Source organism: Paenibacillus litoralis, from assembly GCF_046244365.1.
Classification (GTDB): Bacteria; Bacillota; Bacilli; order Paenibacillales; family NBRC-103111; genus Paenibacillus_V.
This window is the reverse complement of sequence record NZ_CP176395.1, coordinates 6582881-6596687: the sequence shown is the minus strand read 5'-3', so window position 1 is coordinate 6596687 and position 13807 is coordinate 6582881. Positions and strand designations below refer to the sequence as shown.

Below are 13807 nucleotides of genomic sequence, written 5' to 3'. Positions count from 1 at the left end.
AAGGGAATGGGGAAGATGGCGGGTCAAACGATATCGCAAGGAATTGAAATGAAAGGCGAGATGAAAGATCAATCGTATTTGGAGATTTTGACGCCCGAAGCTTTAGCGTTTATCGCGAATCTGGAAAGACAATTCGGTACGAGACGCAGAGAACTGCTGCTGAAGCGGCAGGAGCGTCAAGCGAGAATCGATGCAGGGGAGCTGCCGGATTTTCTGAAGGAAACGGAAGCGGTACGCGCAGGGGATTGGACGATTTCTCCGATTCCTGCCGATCTTAACGACCGGCGCGTGGAAATTACGGGACCTGCTGGCGATCGGAAAATGGTCATCAATGCGTTCAATTCCGGAGCCAAGCTGTATATGTCCGATTTTGAGGATGCGAATTCGCCGACGTGGTCCAATGTGGTGGAGGGACAGCTGAATTTGCGGGATGCGGTAAACGGTACGATCCGCTTTGAGAATCCCGGCGGCAAGACATATACGCTGAACGAAAACACGGCTATTTTGAAGGTTCGGCCCCGCGGATGGCATCTGGAAGAAAAGCACCTCCTTATTGACGGATATCCCGTTTCCGCAAGTTTATTCGATTTCGGTTTGTTTTTGTTCCACAACGTCAAGACGCTGATCGGCAAAGGAAGCGGACCGTATTTCTATTTGCCGAAGCTGGAAAGTTATTTGGAAGCGCGTTTGTGGAACGACGTGTTCGTCTATGCGCAGGATGCGCTCGGCATTGCACAAGGCACGATCAAGGCCACGGTACTCATTGAAACGATACTTGCCGCATTTGAAATGGATGAAATTCTTTATGAGCTTCGCGAGCACAGCGCCGGACTCAACTGCGGCCGTTGGGATTATATTTTCAGTTATCTCAAAAAATTGCGCAATCAGCCTGACGTCATTTTGCCGGACCGGGGACTTGTCACGATGGAATCGCCGTTTATGGCTTCTTATTCACTGCTGGCCATTCAAACCTGCCATAAACGCGGGGCGCCTTGCATCGGAGGCATGGCCGCGCAAATTCCGGTCAAGGACGATCCGCAAGCGAATGAAGAAGCGATGAATAAAGTACGGCTCGATAAGCTTCGCGAGGTCCGAAACGGACATGACGGCACGTGGGTGGCGCATCCCGGGCTCGTTCCGATCGCGAAGCAGGTATTCGATGAACATATGCCTGCACCGAATCAAATCTGCAAACAAATTACGCAGCCGGCCATTACATCAGCCGACCTGCTGCGAGTTCCCGCCGGTCCGATAACGGAAGCGGGAGTCAGGGCCAACATCAGCATAGGCATACAGTATATCGAAGCTTGGCTCAGAGGCCATGGCGCCGTTCCGATCCATAATCTTATGGAAGATGTGGCAACGGCGGAGATTTCCCGGGCGCAATTATGGCAGTGGATTCATCATCCGAAGGGAATTTTGGAAGACGGGCGCAAAATAACGGTTGAATTGTTTCAACGGCTGTCGGAAGAAGAACTGCTCAAGATCAAGAGCCGGATCGGTGAAATCGCGTATGAACAGGGCAGATTTCAGCTGGCAACGGAGCTTTTCGGCCGAATGACGGCTTCACGCGACTTTCATGAATTTTTGACATTGCCGGGCTATGATTTCTTATAGATCAATCACGAAGGAGAGTGTACCGATGAGACCGACAGGTGCCGAAACGATTTCGGAAGCTTGCTGTCCGATATGCGAAAACGATCTAAAACCGCTTAAGGACCGCTCCGTCATGAAGTGCAATACTTGCGAAAGTACGATTTTTTATCCGCTTTCGCCGCTCTTATTGACCCTTTATAACTCCTTGCTGCAGGAATAACAGAGAATTGGAGCTTTGATGGCAGAAGTATAAAATTACCGGTATCGGCCGAGCCCCTCCGTCAGGGATAATATAGTTGTTATTATCGGCCTTTTCACGCTTGCGGCTGCTGCTTTCCGAGTTCCTATTAAACGTTATATGCCCATGTCATTTATATACGTCGAGTATAAAAATGACATGGCTTTTTTCGTTATGGCGGCGAATAGTTTGTTGTCACTTTCTGTATTAAGATTTATTTATTCAAGGCTACACGCTAGAATGATACTAAACTTCAACAACTTATAAATTAGACGGTGTGTATTAAAACTTGGTTGCAACCCTTTACTAGGAGGTCCACTCATGATCAAAGTCAAGAACCTGGTTAAGTCATTCGGAAATGTAAGCGTTTTAAAAGGCGTTGATTTAACCGTTCAAGAAAAGGAGGTGGTTGTTCTACTAGGCGCAAGCGGATCGGGAAAGAGCACTTTGCTAAGGTGTATAAACTTTCTGGAAATTTATGACGATGGGGAAGTTTACATTCGCGGAGAAAAATGCGATCCCCACAAAACAAACCTGAATCAAGTTCGCCAAGAAGTGGGCATGGTGTTTCAGCATTTTAACCTGTTTCCTCATAAAACGGTCTTGGAAAATATTATTGAGGCACCCATACATGTCAAGAAAATGAAAAAGAAAGACGCCACCGAAATCGCCTACGATTTGCTTGAGAAGGTAGGCTTGAAGGACAAGGCGCACGAGTACCCCGATAGGCTGTCGGGCGGCCAAAAACAGCGTGTCGCCATTGCCAGGGCACTCGCTATGGCGCCGCGGATCATGCTGTTCGACGAACCGACCTCTTCCCTTGACCCTGAGCTTGTCGGAGAGGTTTTTCAGGTCATGAGGCAGCTTGCCAAAGAAGGAATGACCATGGTAATCGTAACCCATGAGATGGGCTTCGCACGCGAGGTTGCCGACCGGGTCGTCTTCATGGGGGATGGACGGATTATGGAAGAAGCTCATCCGGAGCAGTTTTTTGCCAATCCGAAAACGGAGAGGGCGCAGCAATTTTTACGCAGCATACGATAAAAATCATTGGAGGGTTAAACATGAAGAAGTGGCTGATTGCTATACTATCGATCGTTATGGGATCCATGCTGCTCGCAGGGTGCGCATCGGACAAGAAGGCGTCTGCCGGCGAAGGGAAACAAACCGAGAAGCAAAAGGAATTTCACTTTGCCATGAGCGGGCTGTATAAGCCGTTCAATTTTAAGGAAAACGGACAGCTTGTCGGTTTTGACGTGGAAATCGGACAAGCCTTGGCAGACAAAATGAACATGAAAGCGGTTCCGGTAACCAATCCTTGGGAAACGATCATTCAAGGGCTGATTTCCAAAAAATACGATGCAATATTGGGCAGCATGGCGATTACGCCGGAACGCGAGCAAACGGTCAGCTTCACGACTCCTTATTACAATTCCGGGGCGCAAATTTTTGTGGCCAATACGAATAACAGCATTAAATCCGTCGAGGATTTGAAAGGCAAAAAGCTAGGTGTTCTTAAGGCGAGTACATTTAAAGAATTAGCTACCAAGCAGACGGATAAAATTACGGAATATGACAGCGATTTAACGGCACTTATGGACCTGCCCAGCGGCCGGGTGGATGCGGTCATTACAGACGATTTGGTAGGATTCCGAATGATGAAGGAAAGCTCGGTAGCCATCAAAGAAATCGGCGAGCCTTTAACGTTGTCGAAAGCCGGAATTGCGGTAAGAAAAGAGGACAAAGAGCTGCTTGATAAGCTGAATAAAGCTCTAGCCGACATTATTAAGGACGGCACGTACGAGAAGATCAGTCAAAAATGGTTCGGAAAAAGCATTTTGCGAAAATAATAAAAAACAGGATAGGGTGTCGCTGCACCCTGTCTTCGCATTTATAAGGATGAGGTGAACATCATGGTGGATATTATGATCTCAAGCTATGAGGTTTTTCTGAAAGCGACTCTGCTTACATTAAGGCTAACGGTCGTCTCTCTTTTACTGGGGAGCGGAATCGGTCTCATATTTGCTTTTTTTAAACTTTCCAAGAGCAAAATATTGAACGTTATCGCGAACGTTTATATTACGGTCATCCGCGGAACGCCGCTCATCGTGCAAATAGCCGTTCTTTATTTCGGCATTTCCAACATAGTTGTGTTGTCGCAGTTTTGGGCGGGAGTGCTGGCGCTTGCCGTCCATGGAGGCGCTTACATCGCGGAAATATTTCGCGGTTCCATTCAATCGATCGATCGCGGTCAGATGGAAGCGGCTCGCTCTTTAGGCATGTCTTATCCGCTCGCCATGAGAAGAATCGTTTTGCCGCAAGCGTTCAAGAGGGCAATTCCCGCTCTTGGAAACCAGTTTATAAGCGGGCTTAAAGAGTCCTCCCTCGTCGCTTACGTGGGAATGTCGGATCTGTGGGGTTCCGCTTTAAGCGAAGCGGCCTCGAATTTTAAACAATTGGAAACCTATATGGTTGTCGGATTGTATTATCTGGCTCTCGTATTGATCTTTACCTATCTGGTGAACAAGCTGGAAGCAAGACTTGATATTCATTCAAAAGCAAACAAAAAAAATGTGACCGACAAGAAATGGATAAGTGCGATTGCAGCCTCAATCATTCATAAAAAATAGGAGGAAATACAATGGGCGTCGATAAACATCTTTTTGCCGAGATGACTTGGCCGGAAATTAAACAAGTGATACAAGAACAGCGGGTCGCCGTCGTTCCGGTTGCGATGATCGAGGAGCACGGTCACCATCTGCCTGTGGATACGGATCTTGTTTTGGCGAATGAAGTATGCGTTCGTGCCGGCGCCAAAATCCCGCATAGGATGGTGGTCATTCCTCCGATCAATCACGGCTATGCGCCTCATCAGATGGATTTTCCGGGAGTCATTTCGATTAGCGGTGAAACCTTCATTCGATATGTGGTCGATGTTTGTAAAAGTCTGGCGCATCAAGGGTTTAAAAGAATTCTTCTGATGAACGGTCACGGAAGCAATGTATCCTTGCTGCAGGTTGCCGCCCGTCAAACGATTTTGGAATACCCGGACGTTATGTGCGCTTCCATTTCCCATTGGGATTTGGAGCCGTTGATTTCATGTGTAGCGAAGGTTAGAGAGTCGGAAAATCCCGGCGGCATGAATCATGCTTGCGAACTGGAAACGTCGATGTATCTGGCGATCAAAGAAGATTTGGTTCAAATGGATAAAGCGGTTCGGGATTTGGATAAATTTAAACAATCCAAATATTTTTGGCTGGATCTGATTGGACCCGGCGAAGGGAAGCCCGTCATCATGATGCCATATTGGAGCGCGATTTCGGAAACCGGAACCTTAGGTGACCCTACGAAAGCAACGAGAGAAAAAGGGGAGCTGCTGCTAAATGCCGCGGTTGAGGGACTTGTGGAATTTATAGAGTTATTCCAACAAAGGGAACATCACCCCAGAATCAGCCACCTATAGAATTCTCCTATAGAAGCAAGCAAAGAGGGGCGGGCGTTAGCACTTGCCCCTCTTTGTTATTTCTACGCAGAAGACGGCTATCAAACGAAATCAATCGTTGGAGGAAGCGAGCAGTTTATAAGCCATAATGGCCAGGTGCAAATGGAAACGGTCTTCCGGAGACTGTAAGCTGTAGCCGGTCTTTTTTTCAATTTGGGTTATCCGATACTTTAGCGTATGACGGTGAATATACAGTTCTGCCGCCGTAGCATGGATACTTTGGTTGTTATACAGATACGTTTCCAAAGTAAGAATCATGTCGGCGCTTTGCCGTTTGTTTTGCAGTAAGGCTCCGATATGGGTTTCCGAGAACTCCCGTACATTCATGCCTAATTCCTGCATCTGGATCAGAAAATGATAAAGGCCCAAATCGTCGTATTCGACGAGGGATTTCGGTTTGAACAGCAGCTTGGAGAAGGTTAATGCATGCTGCGCCTCCTTGGCGCTCTGAGATAAACGGGAAATCTCGTTATAGCTCCTGCCGATCCCGATTCTAAGCGGGAATTGCGGGTAAATAAGTTTCCATTTCTCGTCAATCTGTTGAACGATCGCCATTTTGGATAGCTTCGATGACGGATGCGCGTCTTCATTCGTTTCCATAAGAATAATGAAACCGTCCAATCGGTTGCGCAATAAAAATTGACGGCTATTGTTCAGCATAACCTGGCTTACGATTCGATAAAGCCGCTCCAGCATCTCATTTAAGGTATGCCGCTCGAAGTTCGGCGGAAGGTTCTCCACCTTAATCTGCAAGATGGCTTGGCTCAACATCAAATCGAATCCGAGCTTCTTTCCGCGCTCAATCGCTTCGCTTATGTCCGTAAAGTTTCCATGAAGAATCTGATCGAGAAAGTCGCCTTGAAGACGAATCTCGGTATCCGCTATCGCTTTATACCTCAAAAACTCGATGGCGTATACGGTTGCGGCATGTTCAATCGCTATCTGATCGATTTCTTTCCATCGCTGCTTATCCTTGATGGTTAAAATCCATCCGTAGTTTACATTGTTGGCAATGATGGCGTATAGGGACATGATGTACGGGTTGTCCAAATCAAGCAATTGAGATACTTGCTGATCGAAGGGTAACGGGACTTCCCGGGAAAGGATCTCCAGCGTGTCTTTATTCGCCATCTTCACATCATCGTGAATCAACCAATCGCCCACAACCGATTTATCTTGATTAAACAGAATAATGCTTCCTTCCGTGAGGCGAGAAAGCGTTTGCGTAATGGCTTGGATTCCTTGGTTGCCGAGTACGAGCTGCGTGAATTCCTTATGGATGTTGATCGAATGCTCAAACATGGCGAATTGTTTATTTACGATTTGTTCCAAAATCGCTTTGGTGATCATGGAGAAGTTGATGTCGATCGGAATTTCGATTAACGGAAGTGCAGAGCGGTTGGCGATTTCGATAAACGATTCGGGAATTTCACGGATATAAAAACCGGTGTACAGGGCTATTCCCGACAATTTCCTGTTGGCCAAGAGAGCATGAAATTGTTCCCGCTTCTCCATGCTCTCCATCAGGCCGAAGCCAGTAGTGATGAGGAATTCGCCTTCTTGCAGCCGGTTGATATCATCAATCACTTCCACGATCGTTACCCATTTAATGATATTGTTCAGACCGTCTAATCCGGCGACCAACTTCGTCTGAGACATTACGGGAAGCTGAATGGCCTCGAGGATACTAATTCCCATCATTCATGCCCCTTTGCGTTCATGGTTGTTTGAGTTAGTTATATCACGGGCATCTATTTTCAGCAACATCATCTTTGTACATGATGTATAAAAAAGCAATTGTATTTTGGACTCGCGCGGCGAATAGATGAGGGGTGTTGCCTATATTAAAATACAGGTAACACATGCTTTCGATGCTGGAAAATACGCAGAAGCCGGAGGACAATCATGAAGGCAAATACGATGGAGCGGCAAACGGAAAATGTCGATGTTTTGGATCGAACGCAGCAGGTGATCAAGAAAGCGTTAGAACATATGGGCTATGAAGAGTCGTTTTATGAACTTTTGAAGGAACCGCTTCGTTTATTGACGGTTCGGATTCCCATACGCATGGATGACGGGTCCATCAAGGTATTCACCGGTTACCGCGCCCAGCACAATGATGCGGTAGGACCGACCAAAGGCGGCATTCGTTTTCATCCGGAAATTACGGAAGAGGAAGTGAAAGCGCTATCGATGTGGATGAGTATCAAGTGCGGTCTGACCGATCTCCCGTATGGCGGGGGCAAGGGCGGAATTCGGTGCGATCCGCGTGCCATGTCCACCAGAGAATTGGAACGTTTAAGCCGCGGATATGTACGGGCTGTCAGCCAGCTCGTAGGTCCGACCAAAGATATTCCTGCTCCGGATGTGTATACCAATACTCAAATCATGGCCTGGATGATGGATGAATATAGCCGTATCCGCGAGCTCGACTCGCCCGGATTTATTACAGGCAAGCCGCTTGTATTGGGAGGCTCGGTCGGAAGAGATTCCTCGACGGCCAAAGGGGTCACCATTGTCTTGCGCGAAGCGGCGACAGTGGCCAAAGTGCGGATGGATGGGGCAAAAGTGATTATTCAAGGGTTCGGCAATGCGGGAAGTTTTCTGGCAAAATTTCTGCATGATTCCGGCGCGAAAATAGTGGGGATATCAGATGCAAACGGCGCTTTATACAATCCGGAAGGTCTGGATGTCGATTATTTGCTGGAAAAAAGGGATTCCTTCGGCGCTGTAACCCATCTGTTCGGGAACCTGATAACCAATCAGGAACTCCTGGTTCAGGAGTGCGACATTTTAATCCCTGCAGCCATTGAAAATCAAATTACGGCTGAGAACGCTTCCATGATCAAAGCTAAAATACTGGTAGAAGCTGCGAACGGGCCGACAACGAAGATCGCAACGGAAATGCTCAGCGAAAGAGGCGTGCTGATTGTTCCGGACGTCCTGGCGAGTACGGGCGCAGTCATCGTTTCTTACTTCGAGTGGGTTCAAAACAATCAAGGCTATTATTGGTCTGAAGAAGAGATCAACGAGAAACTGGAAAAAATTTTGGTCAAATCGTTTCGAACCGTCTACCAAATCTCTCTTGTAAGCAAGGTGGATATGAGATTGGCTGCCTATATAGCCGGTTTGAAAAAAATCGCGGAAGCTGCACGGTGGAGAGGCTGGGTTTAACACAAAGGCAAAGAGGGGAACCAATATGGACCGCACACATCTGATTAAACCTGTTCTGGATTATAACTACCCCACGGTGGCCAGCGGAAACGGGATCTACCTGTATGACACGGAAGGAAAACAATATATAGACGGATCTTCCGGAGCGGTTACGGCAAGTATCGGACACGGGGTTCCGGAAATCGCCGAGGCCATGATGGCGCAAGCAGGCAAAGTGTCTTTTGCCTACCGTTCGCAGTTTACGAACGAGCCGGCCGAGAAGCTCGCCAAGAAGCTAAGCGAATTGTCGCAAGGAGACTTGAATTGGTCGTTTTTCGTCGGAAGCGGCTCGGAGGCGACGGAAACGGCGATGAAGATTGCCATTCAGCATTGGCAGGAGAAGGGGCATGAGCGCAAAAACCGGTTCATTTCCCGCTGGATGAGCTATCACGGAATCACGATGGGAGCCTTATCCATGTCCGGCCACGTGCAGCGCCGCAAACGATTTGTCCCGCTGCTGGAAGATTATCCGTCCGTTTCCGCGCCTTATTGCTATCGATGTCCTTTGAATAACGTCTATCCCGGATGCAGCCTGATGTGCGCAAGGGAGCTTGAAACCTCTATCCTTCGGATCGGTCCGGAGAACGTTGCCGGGTTTATCGCCGAACCGATTATCGGTGCATCCGGAGGAGCCGTTACGCCGCCGGACGGATACTATCAGGAGATTAAACGGATTTGCGAGAAGTTCGATATCCTGTTCATAGCCGACGAAGTGATGACGGGTGTCGGAAGAACCGGGAAAATGTTTGCGATGGAGCATTGGGGAGTTGCGCCCGACATCATTGCCTTGGGAAAAGGGATGAGCGCAGGCTACACGCCGATGGCGGCAACCTTGGTCAGCGACAGGGTCATGCAACCGATTTTGAATGGCTCCAAATCGGTGATGGCCGGACATACGTACAGTGCAAACCCGCAATCGGCTGCCGTATGCCTTGCCGTCTTGGACTATATCGACAAACATAATCTGGTACAAGCAGCTGAAGTAAACGGGCAGTATCTTATGGAAAAATTACGGTCGATTGCCGATCGTCTGTCCATAATAGGGGATGTTCGAGGAAAAGGATTGCTGCTCGGCCTCGAGTTCGTCTCCGATAAACATACGCGCGGTCTATTCCCTTTGTCTCTGGGCGTTACGACGCGGGTCATAAAACGGGCTTTCGAGAAAGGGCTTCTGGTTTATTCCGCTGCAGGAGGAATTGAAGGAGCAGCCGGGGATGCGATTATCATCTCGCCGCCGCTGATTATAACCAAAGAGCAAATCGATCGTTTGGTGCAGCTGTTGGAGAGCGCAATCGTCGAAGTCCAAGCGGAATTGCAGGTTGAAGGTCATTTGGGAAGCATGCAGACCATTTAGGAGGATACCGGAATGAACCGTGCGGTAAATTCACGAAGCAAAGCAGCCGGCTTGGAGGACGCTCTCGCGCATATCCATGATGGATGCATCTTGATGTACGGAGGTTTTGGCGGGGTGGGCAATCCTCCCTCGCTCATTCAAGGGCTATTGGATAAAGGGGTTCGCGATTTGATTTTGATCGGCAACGATGCGGGGTTCCCGGATGTCGGAATCGGTCGTCTCGTAACGGATGGCCGGGCCAAGAAAGTCATTGCCTCCCATATCGGTTCCAATCCTAACGCCGGCAAACTTATGAATGAGGGCGTGCTAGAGGTGGAATTTTGCCCGCAAGGAACGTTAGCCGAGAGAATCCGGGCCGGCGGTGTCGGATTGGGCGGTGTGTTTGTGGACGTCGGAATCGGTACCATAGCCGAAGAGGGGAAAGACAAGATCGTCATCGGAGGCAAACCGTATTTGGTTGAAACGGCGCTAACGGCGGAAGTCAGCATCGTTCATGCCAAGAAGGCGGATCCTTACGGGAATCTGATCTATGACAAAAGCGCCCGGAATTTCAATCCGCTCGTCGCTATGGCCGGCGCTTTCACCATTGCGGAGGTCGATGAGATCGTTCCGATCGGCGAGCTGGATCCGGAATGTATCGTGACGCCGGGGATCTTTGTGGATATGGTGATACCGAGTCAAGGGGTGAATTGGAAATGGGCATGGGAGTAGACAGCCGTTATCGAATCGCTAAACGGGCGGCAAAAGAAATACAAGACGGTATGATCGTGAATTTGGGGATCGGCATTCCTACGTTGGTTGCCGACTATCTTCCGAATAACATTCATGTCCTGTTTCATGCGGAGAACGGCATATTGGGCACAGGGCCAAGTCCTGCACGGGGGGAAGAAGATCCCGCCTTATGCAATGCCGGAGGCTTTCCCGTGACGACAGTGCCCGGATCTTCCTATTTCGACAGTGCTACCGCGTTCGGTATGATTCGCCGTGGATATGTGGATATCACGATTCTTGGTGCGCTCGAGGTTAGCGAAAAAGGGGATTTGGCAAATTGGATCATTCCCGGGAAACGGGTTCCGGGGATGGGCGGAGCGATGGAATTGGCTCAGAAGGCCAAAAAAGTGATCGTCCTCATGAATCACGTGAATAAGCAAGGCGAATCGAAAATATTGAAGCAATGCTCCCTTCCGCTAACGGCGAAAAGCAGCGTCGACCTGATCATCACGGAAATGGCCATCATGGAAGTAAGCGAAGAAGGATTGATCTTGAGAGAAGTCATGGCTCCCTATACGGTTGAAGCCGTCATCAAGCATACGGAAGCGGAGCTGATCATCCCTTCCGTTGTCGCAAGTATCGAATAAAGGAGGGGAATCATCCATGAAAGAAGCTGTCATTGTCGCGGGTGTCCGAACCGCAGCAGGGGCCTTTGGCAAATCTTTGCGCGACGTGTCTGCAGCGGAGATGGGACGCCAAGTGCTGGAAGAATTGATGAGCCGAACGTCCGTTTCGAAGGAAGAGGTGGATGAAGTCATTTTCGGCCACGGCTATGTGCATGGCGGAGGCTTGAATTCGGCAAGAATCAGTTCCCAATTGGCAGGTTTTCCGAGTGCCGTTCCGGGACATGTCGTCATTAAAGCATGCGGCTCCGGACTGAAAGCGATCACGGGTGCGGCTCTAACCATTGCTGCCGGTCAGGAGAATATTGTCGTTGCCGGCGGCGTGGAAAGTATGAGCAGCGTCCCCTATCTGGTAAGAAATCGCTGGGGCGGCAAGTTTGGAAATATAGCAATGGAAGATGCCTTGCTGGCCGACGGGCTGATTTGTTCGCTGGGGAATGAGCATATGGGCATGACGGCCGAACGTTTGGCGGAACGGTTCGGGATCTCCAGGGAAGAGCAAGATGAATATGCCTTTGAAAGCCACCGTAAAGCAAACGAAGCGATACGTAACGGCCGGTTTAGCAAAGAGATGATGCCGGTTAAGGTCGTAGAACGCAAAGGGACGCGTATGGTCGATCAGGACGAATCGGTACGCGAAGACATTTCACTGGATAAGCTGGGAAAGCTGCCGGCGGCATTTAAGCAAGGAGGCACCATAACGGCAGGGAACGCGTGTCCGATGAACGACGGTGCGGCAGCCGTGCTCGTCATGTCGCGGGAAATAGCGGTTCAACAAGGAGTCGAACCGTTATTGAAAGTGAAAGCCTTTGCAAGCGCAGGCGTTGAGCCGAATGTCATGGGAGTCGGACCGGTACCCGCCGTTCGGAAGGCATTGCAAAAAGCTCAGCTCTCTTTAGAAGATATCGGACTGATCGAACTGAATGAGGCCTTTGCGGCACAAGCGCTGGCCGTCATCCGGGAACTGGAGCTAAAACCGGAACGGGTGAATGTCAATGGAGGCGCGATCGCATTGGGGCATCCGGTCGGGGCGACCGGAGCCAAACTAACGGTTACCCTGATGCACGAAATGCTGCGGTCGGGAGTCAAGTACGGCATGGTTACGCTTTGTATGGCCGGAGGAATGGGGATTGCCGTCATCTACGAGAATACAAGCAAGCTGTAGAGGATCACAATCGCAAGCAAGGGTGGATGAAATGATAGAAAGCAAACAACGGATAAGACAGCGGATCAAAGAGCTGCGTGAAGACGCGACAGCCTTTCTTCAACAATTGGTGCAGGCTCCAAGCACACAGGGCAATGAAGCGGAGGCGCAGGCTTTAGTCGCACGCAAGCTGCAGCAGATAGGCTTGGAAGTTGATATATGGGAGCCGGACGGGAAGGAATTGAAGAAGCATCCCTGTTTTTGCTCACCGCGCGAAGCATTCACCGGAAGTCCTAATGTTGTCGGTATTTTACGAGGCTCCGGCGGGGGCAGATCGATTATTTTGAACGGGCATATCGATGTCGTTCCCGAAGGTGACCGGGAGCAGTGGTTGGAGAACCCTTACAGCGGAAATATCCGGGATGGAAGGATGTACGGCCGCGGCGTAACGGATATGAAAGGCGGTAACGTATCCTTGCTCCTCGCCATTCAAGCCATCCGGGAATCCGGTCTCCACTTGAAAGGCGATGTCATCTTTCAAAGCGTAATCGAAGAAGAGAGCGGCGGCGCAGGGACCTTGGCTGCTGTCCTGAAAGGATACAAAGCGGATGCGGCGCTCATTCCGGAGCCGACCAATATGCGCATTTTCCCGAAACAGCAGGGCTCGATGTGGTTCCGCATCCAAGTCAAAGGCAGATCCGCTCATGGCGGAACGCGATATGAAGGCGTCAGTGCGATTGAGAAAAGCATGCTTGTCATCAAACAGATAAGGGATCTGGAAGAGAAGCGAAATGCCCGAATTACCGATCCCCTTTATCGCAACACCCCCATTCCGATACCGATCAATGTAGGAGTCATTCATGGCGGAGATTGGCCTTCTTCCGTTCCGGATCTGCTTAAGCTGGAGGGGCGGATGGGCGTCGCTCCCGATGAAACAATGGAGAAAGCCAAAGCCGAAATGGAACAGTTCATGAACCGGCTATCGGAGACGGATTCGTGGTTTGCGGAGCATCCCCCGGTACTGGAATGGTTCGGCGCCCGCTGGATTCCGGGATCCATCGATACGGAGCATGAGCTGATGAACGCATTAGCGGATCGGTATCGTCAAGTCGTCGGTCAAGATCCGGTCATTGAAGCATCGCCATGGGGAACGGACGGCGGCTTGCTGACGCAGGCAGGGAACACGCCGACCATCGTTTTCGGGCCGGGAGTCACGGGTGTGGCCCATTATCCGAATGAGTATATCGAGCTCCAAAAAGTTATCGAAGCGGCAGAAATCATTGCGTTAACGGTTATCGATTGGTGCGGTGTAACGGATACGGATAGATAAAGGAGCATATTGGATAACCGCTAAGTTTATTTGGGG

The 13807-nt window shown here is 49.7% G+C and carries 13 protein-coding genes; 12 read left to right on the top strand and 1 reads right to left on the bottom strand.

Annotated features, from left to right (window positions below):
* Window positions 1-6 precede the first annotated feature (6 nt).
* From aceB to ACKGJP_RS27795, 6 genes are all read left to right on the top strand, one after another.
* Window positions 7-1617 carry a malate synthase A gene (aceB, locus tag ACKGJP_RS27820; protein WP_409342035.1) on the top strand — a complete coding sequence of 537 codons (1611 nt, stop codon included), beginning with the start codon at window positions 7-9 and terminating at the stop codon, window positions 1615-1617.
* Between the two features lie 25 nt (window positions 1618-1642).
* Window positions 1643-1816 carry a hypothetical protein gene (locus ACKGJP_RS27815; RefSeq protein ID WP_409342034.1) on the top strand — a complete coding sequence of 58 codons (174 nt, stop codon included), beginning with the start codon at window positions 1643-1645 and terminating at the stop codon, window positions 1814-1816.
* Between the two features lie 339 nt (window positions 1817-2155).
* Window positions 2156-2878: an amino acid ABC transporter ATP-binding protein gene (locus ACKGJP_RS27810; protein WP_409342033.1), complete on the top strand. Its 723-nt coding sequence runs from the start codon at window positions 2156-2158 to the stop codon at window positions 2876-2878.
* Window positions 2879-2898: 20 nt separating this feature from the next.
* On the top strand, window positions 2899-3684 hold the full coding sequence (locus ACKGJP_RS27805) for an ABC transporter substrate-binding protein (RefSeq protein ID WP_409342032.1): 786 nt from the start codon (window positions 2899-2901) through the stop codon (window positions 3682-3684).
* A 63-nt stretch (window positions 3685-3747) separates the two neighbouring features.
* Window positions 3748-4464 (top strand): amino acid ABC transporter permease, encoded by a 717-nt coding sequence (locus ACKGJP_RS27800; RefSeq protein ID WP_409342031.1) that lies wholly within the window; start codon window positions 3748-3750, stop codon window positions 4462-4464.
* 11 nt (window positions 4465-4475) lie between these two features.
* On the top strand, window positions 4476-5297 hold the full coding sequence (locus tag ACKGJP_RS27795) for a creatininase family protein (RefSeq protein WP_409342030.1): 822 nt from the start codon (window positions 4476-4478) through the stop codon (window positions 5295-5297).
* A gap of 90 nt (window positions 5298-5387) precedes the next feature.
* Here ACKGJP_RS27795 and ACKGJP_RS27790 read toward each other — a convergent pair whose 3' ends face one another.
* Window positions 5388-7037 carry a PucR family transcriptional regulator gene (locus tag ACKGJP_RS27790; RefSeq protein WP_409342029.1) on the bottom strand — a complete coding sequence of 550 codons (1650 nt, stop codon included), beginning with the start codon at window positions 7035-7037 and terminating at the stop codon, window positions 5388-5390.
* Window positions 7038-7241: 204 nt separating this feature from the next.
* On the opposite strand from ACKGJP_RS27790, the gene ACKGJP_RS27785 reads away from it, so the two are divergent.
* Genes ACKGJP_RS27785 through ACKGJP_RS27760 form a run of 6 tightly spaced genes read left to right on the top strand, consistent with a single transcriptional unit; the run spans window position 7242 to window position 13771 of the window.
* Window positions 7242-8510: a Glu/Leu/Phe/Val family dehydrogenase gene (locus ACKGJP_RS27785; RefSeq protein WP_409342028.1), complete on the top strand. Its 1269-nt coding sequence runs from the start codon at window positions 7242-7244 to the stop codon at window positions 8508-8510.
* A gap of 25 nt (window positions 8511-8535) precedes the next feature.
* Window positions 8536-9903, top strand: a complete 1368-nt coding sequence (locus ACKGJP_RS27780; RefSeq protein WP_409342027.1) for an aspartate aminotransferase family protein — start codon at window positions 8536-8538, stop codon at window positions 9901-9903.
* Between the two features lie 12 nt (window positions 9904-9915).
* Complete coding sequence (locus ACKGJP_RS27775) at window positions 9916-10614, top strand: CoA transferase subunit A (protein WP_409342026.1); 699 nt, start codon at window positions 9916-9918, stop codon at window positions 10612-10614.
* The gene (locus ACKGJP_RS27770) at window positions 10599-11261 is read left to right on the top strand and encodes a 3-oxoacid CoA-transferase subunit B (protein ID WP_409342025.1); all 663 of its coding nucleotides are present in this window, start codon (window positions 10599-10601) and stop codon (window positions 11259-11261) included. The genes ACKGJP_RS27775 and ACKGJP_RS27770 overlap by 16 nt, the downstream gene beginning before the upstream one ends.
* A gap of 16 nt (window positions 11262-11277) precedes the next feature.
* Window positions 11278-12462: a thiolase family protein gene (locus tag ACKGJP_RS27765; RefSeq protein ID WP_409342024.1), complete on the top strand. Its 1185-nt coding sequence runs from the start codon at window positions 11278-11280 to the stop codon at window positions 12460-12462.
* Window positions 12463-12493: 31 nt separating this feature from the next.
* A complete protein-coding gene (locus ACKGJP_RS27760) occupies window positions 12494-13771 on the top strand; it encodes a peptidase (protein WP_409342023.1) in 1278 nt (425 codons plus the stop codon).
* The last annotated feature ends 36 nt before the right edge of the window (window positions 13772-13807 follow it).

Bases quoted from the DNA above. Each gene is read 5' to 3' on its own strand.
- ACKGJP_RS27780 (WP_409342027.1), top strand. From the start codon at position 8,536: ATGGACCGCACACATCTGATTAAACCTGTTCTGGATTATAACTACCCC.
- ACKGJP_RS27770 (WP_409342025.1), top strand. From the start codon at position 10,599: ATGGGCATGGGAGTAGACAGCCGTTATCGAATCGCTAAACGGGCGGCA.
- ACKGJP_RS27810 (WP_409342033.1), top strand. From the start codon at position 2,156: ATGATCAAAGTCAAGAACCTGGTTAAGTCATTCGGAAATGTAAGCGTT.
- ACKGJP_RS27785 (WP_409342028.1), top strand. From the start codon at position 7,242: ATGAAGGCAAATACGATGGAGCGGCAAACGGAAAATGTCGATGTTTTG.
- ACKGJP_RS27815 (WP_409342034.1), top strand. From the start codon at position 1,643: ATGAGACCGACAGGTGCCGAAACGATTTCGGAAGCTTGCTGTCCGATA.
- ACKGJP_RS27800 (WP_409342031.1), top strand. From the start codon at position 3,748: ATGGTGGATATTATGATCTCAAGCTATGAGGTTTTTCTGAAAGCGACT.
- ACKGJP_RS27790 (WP_409342029.1), bottom strand. From the start codon at position 7,037: ATGATGGGAATTAGTATCCTCGAGGCCATTCAGCTTCCCGTAATGTCT.
- ACKGJP_RS27805 (WP_409342032.1), top strand. From the start codon at position 2,899: ATGAAGAAGTGGCTGATTGCTATACTATCGATCGTTATGGGATCCATG.
- aceB (WP_409342035.1), top strand. From the start codon at position 7: ATGGGGAAGATGGCGGGTCAAACGATATCGCAAGGAATTGAAATGAAA.
- ACKGJP_RS27795 (WP_409342030.1), top strand. From the start codon at position 4,476: ATGGGCGTCGATAAACATCTTTTTGCCGAGATGACTTGGCCGGAAATT.
- ACKGJP_RS27775 (WP_409342026.1), top strand. From the start codon at position 9,916: ATGAACCGTGCGGTAAATTCACGAAGCAAAGCAGCCGGCTTGGAGGAC.
- ACKGJP_RS27765 (WP_409342024.1), top strand. From the start codon at position 11,278: ATGAAAGAAGCTGTCATTGTCGCGGGTGTCCGAACCGCAGCAGGGGCC.
- ACKGJP_RS27760 (WP_409342023.1), top strand. From the start codon at position 12,494: ATGATAGAAAGCAAACAACGGATAAGACAGCGGATCAAAGAGCTGCGT.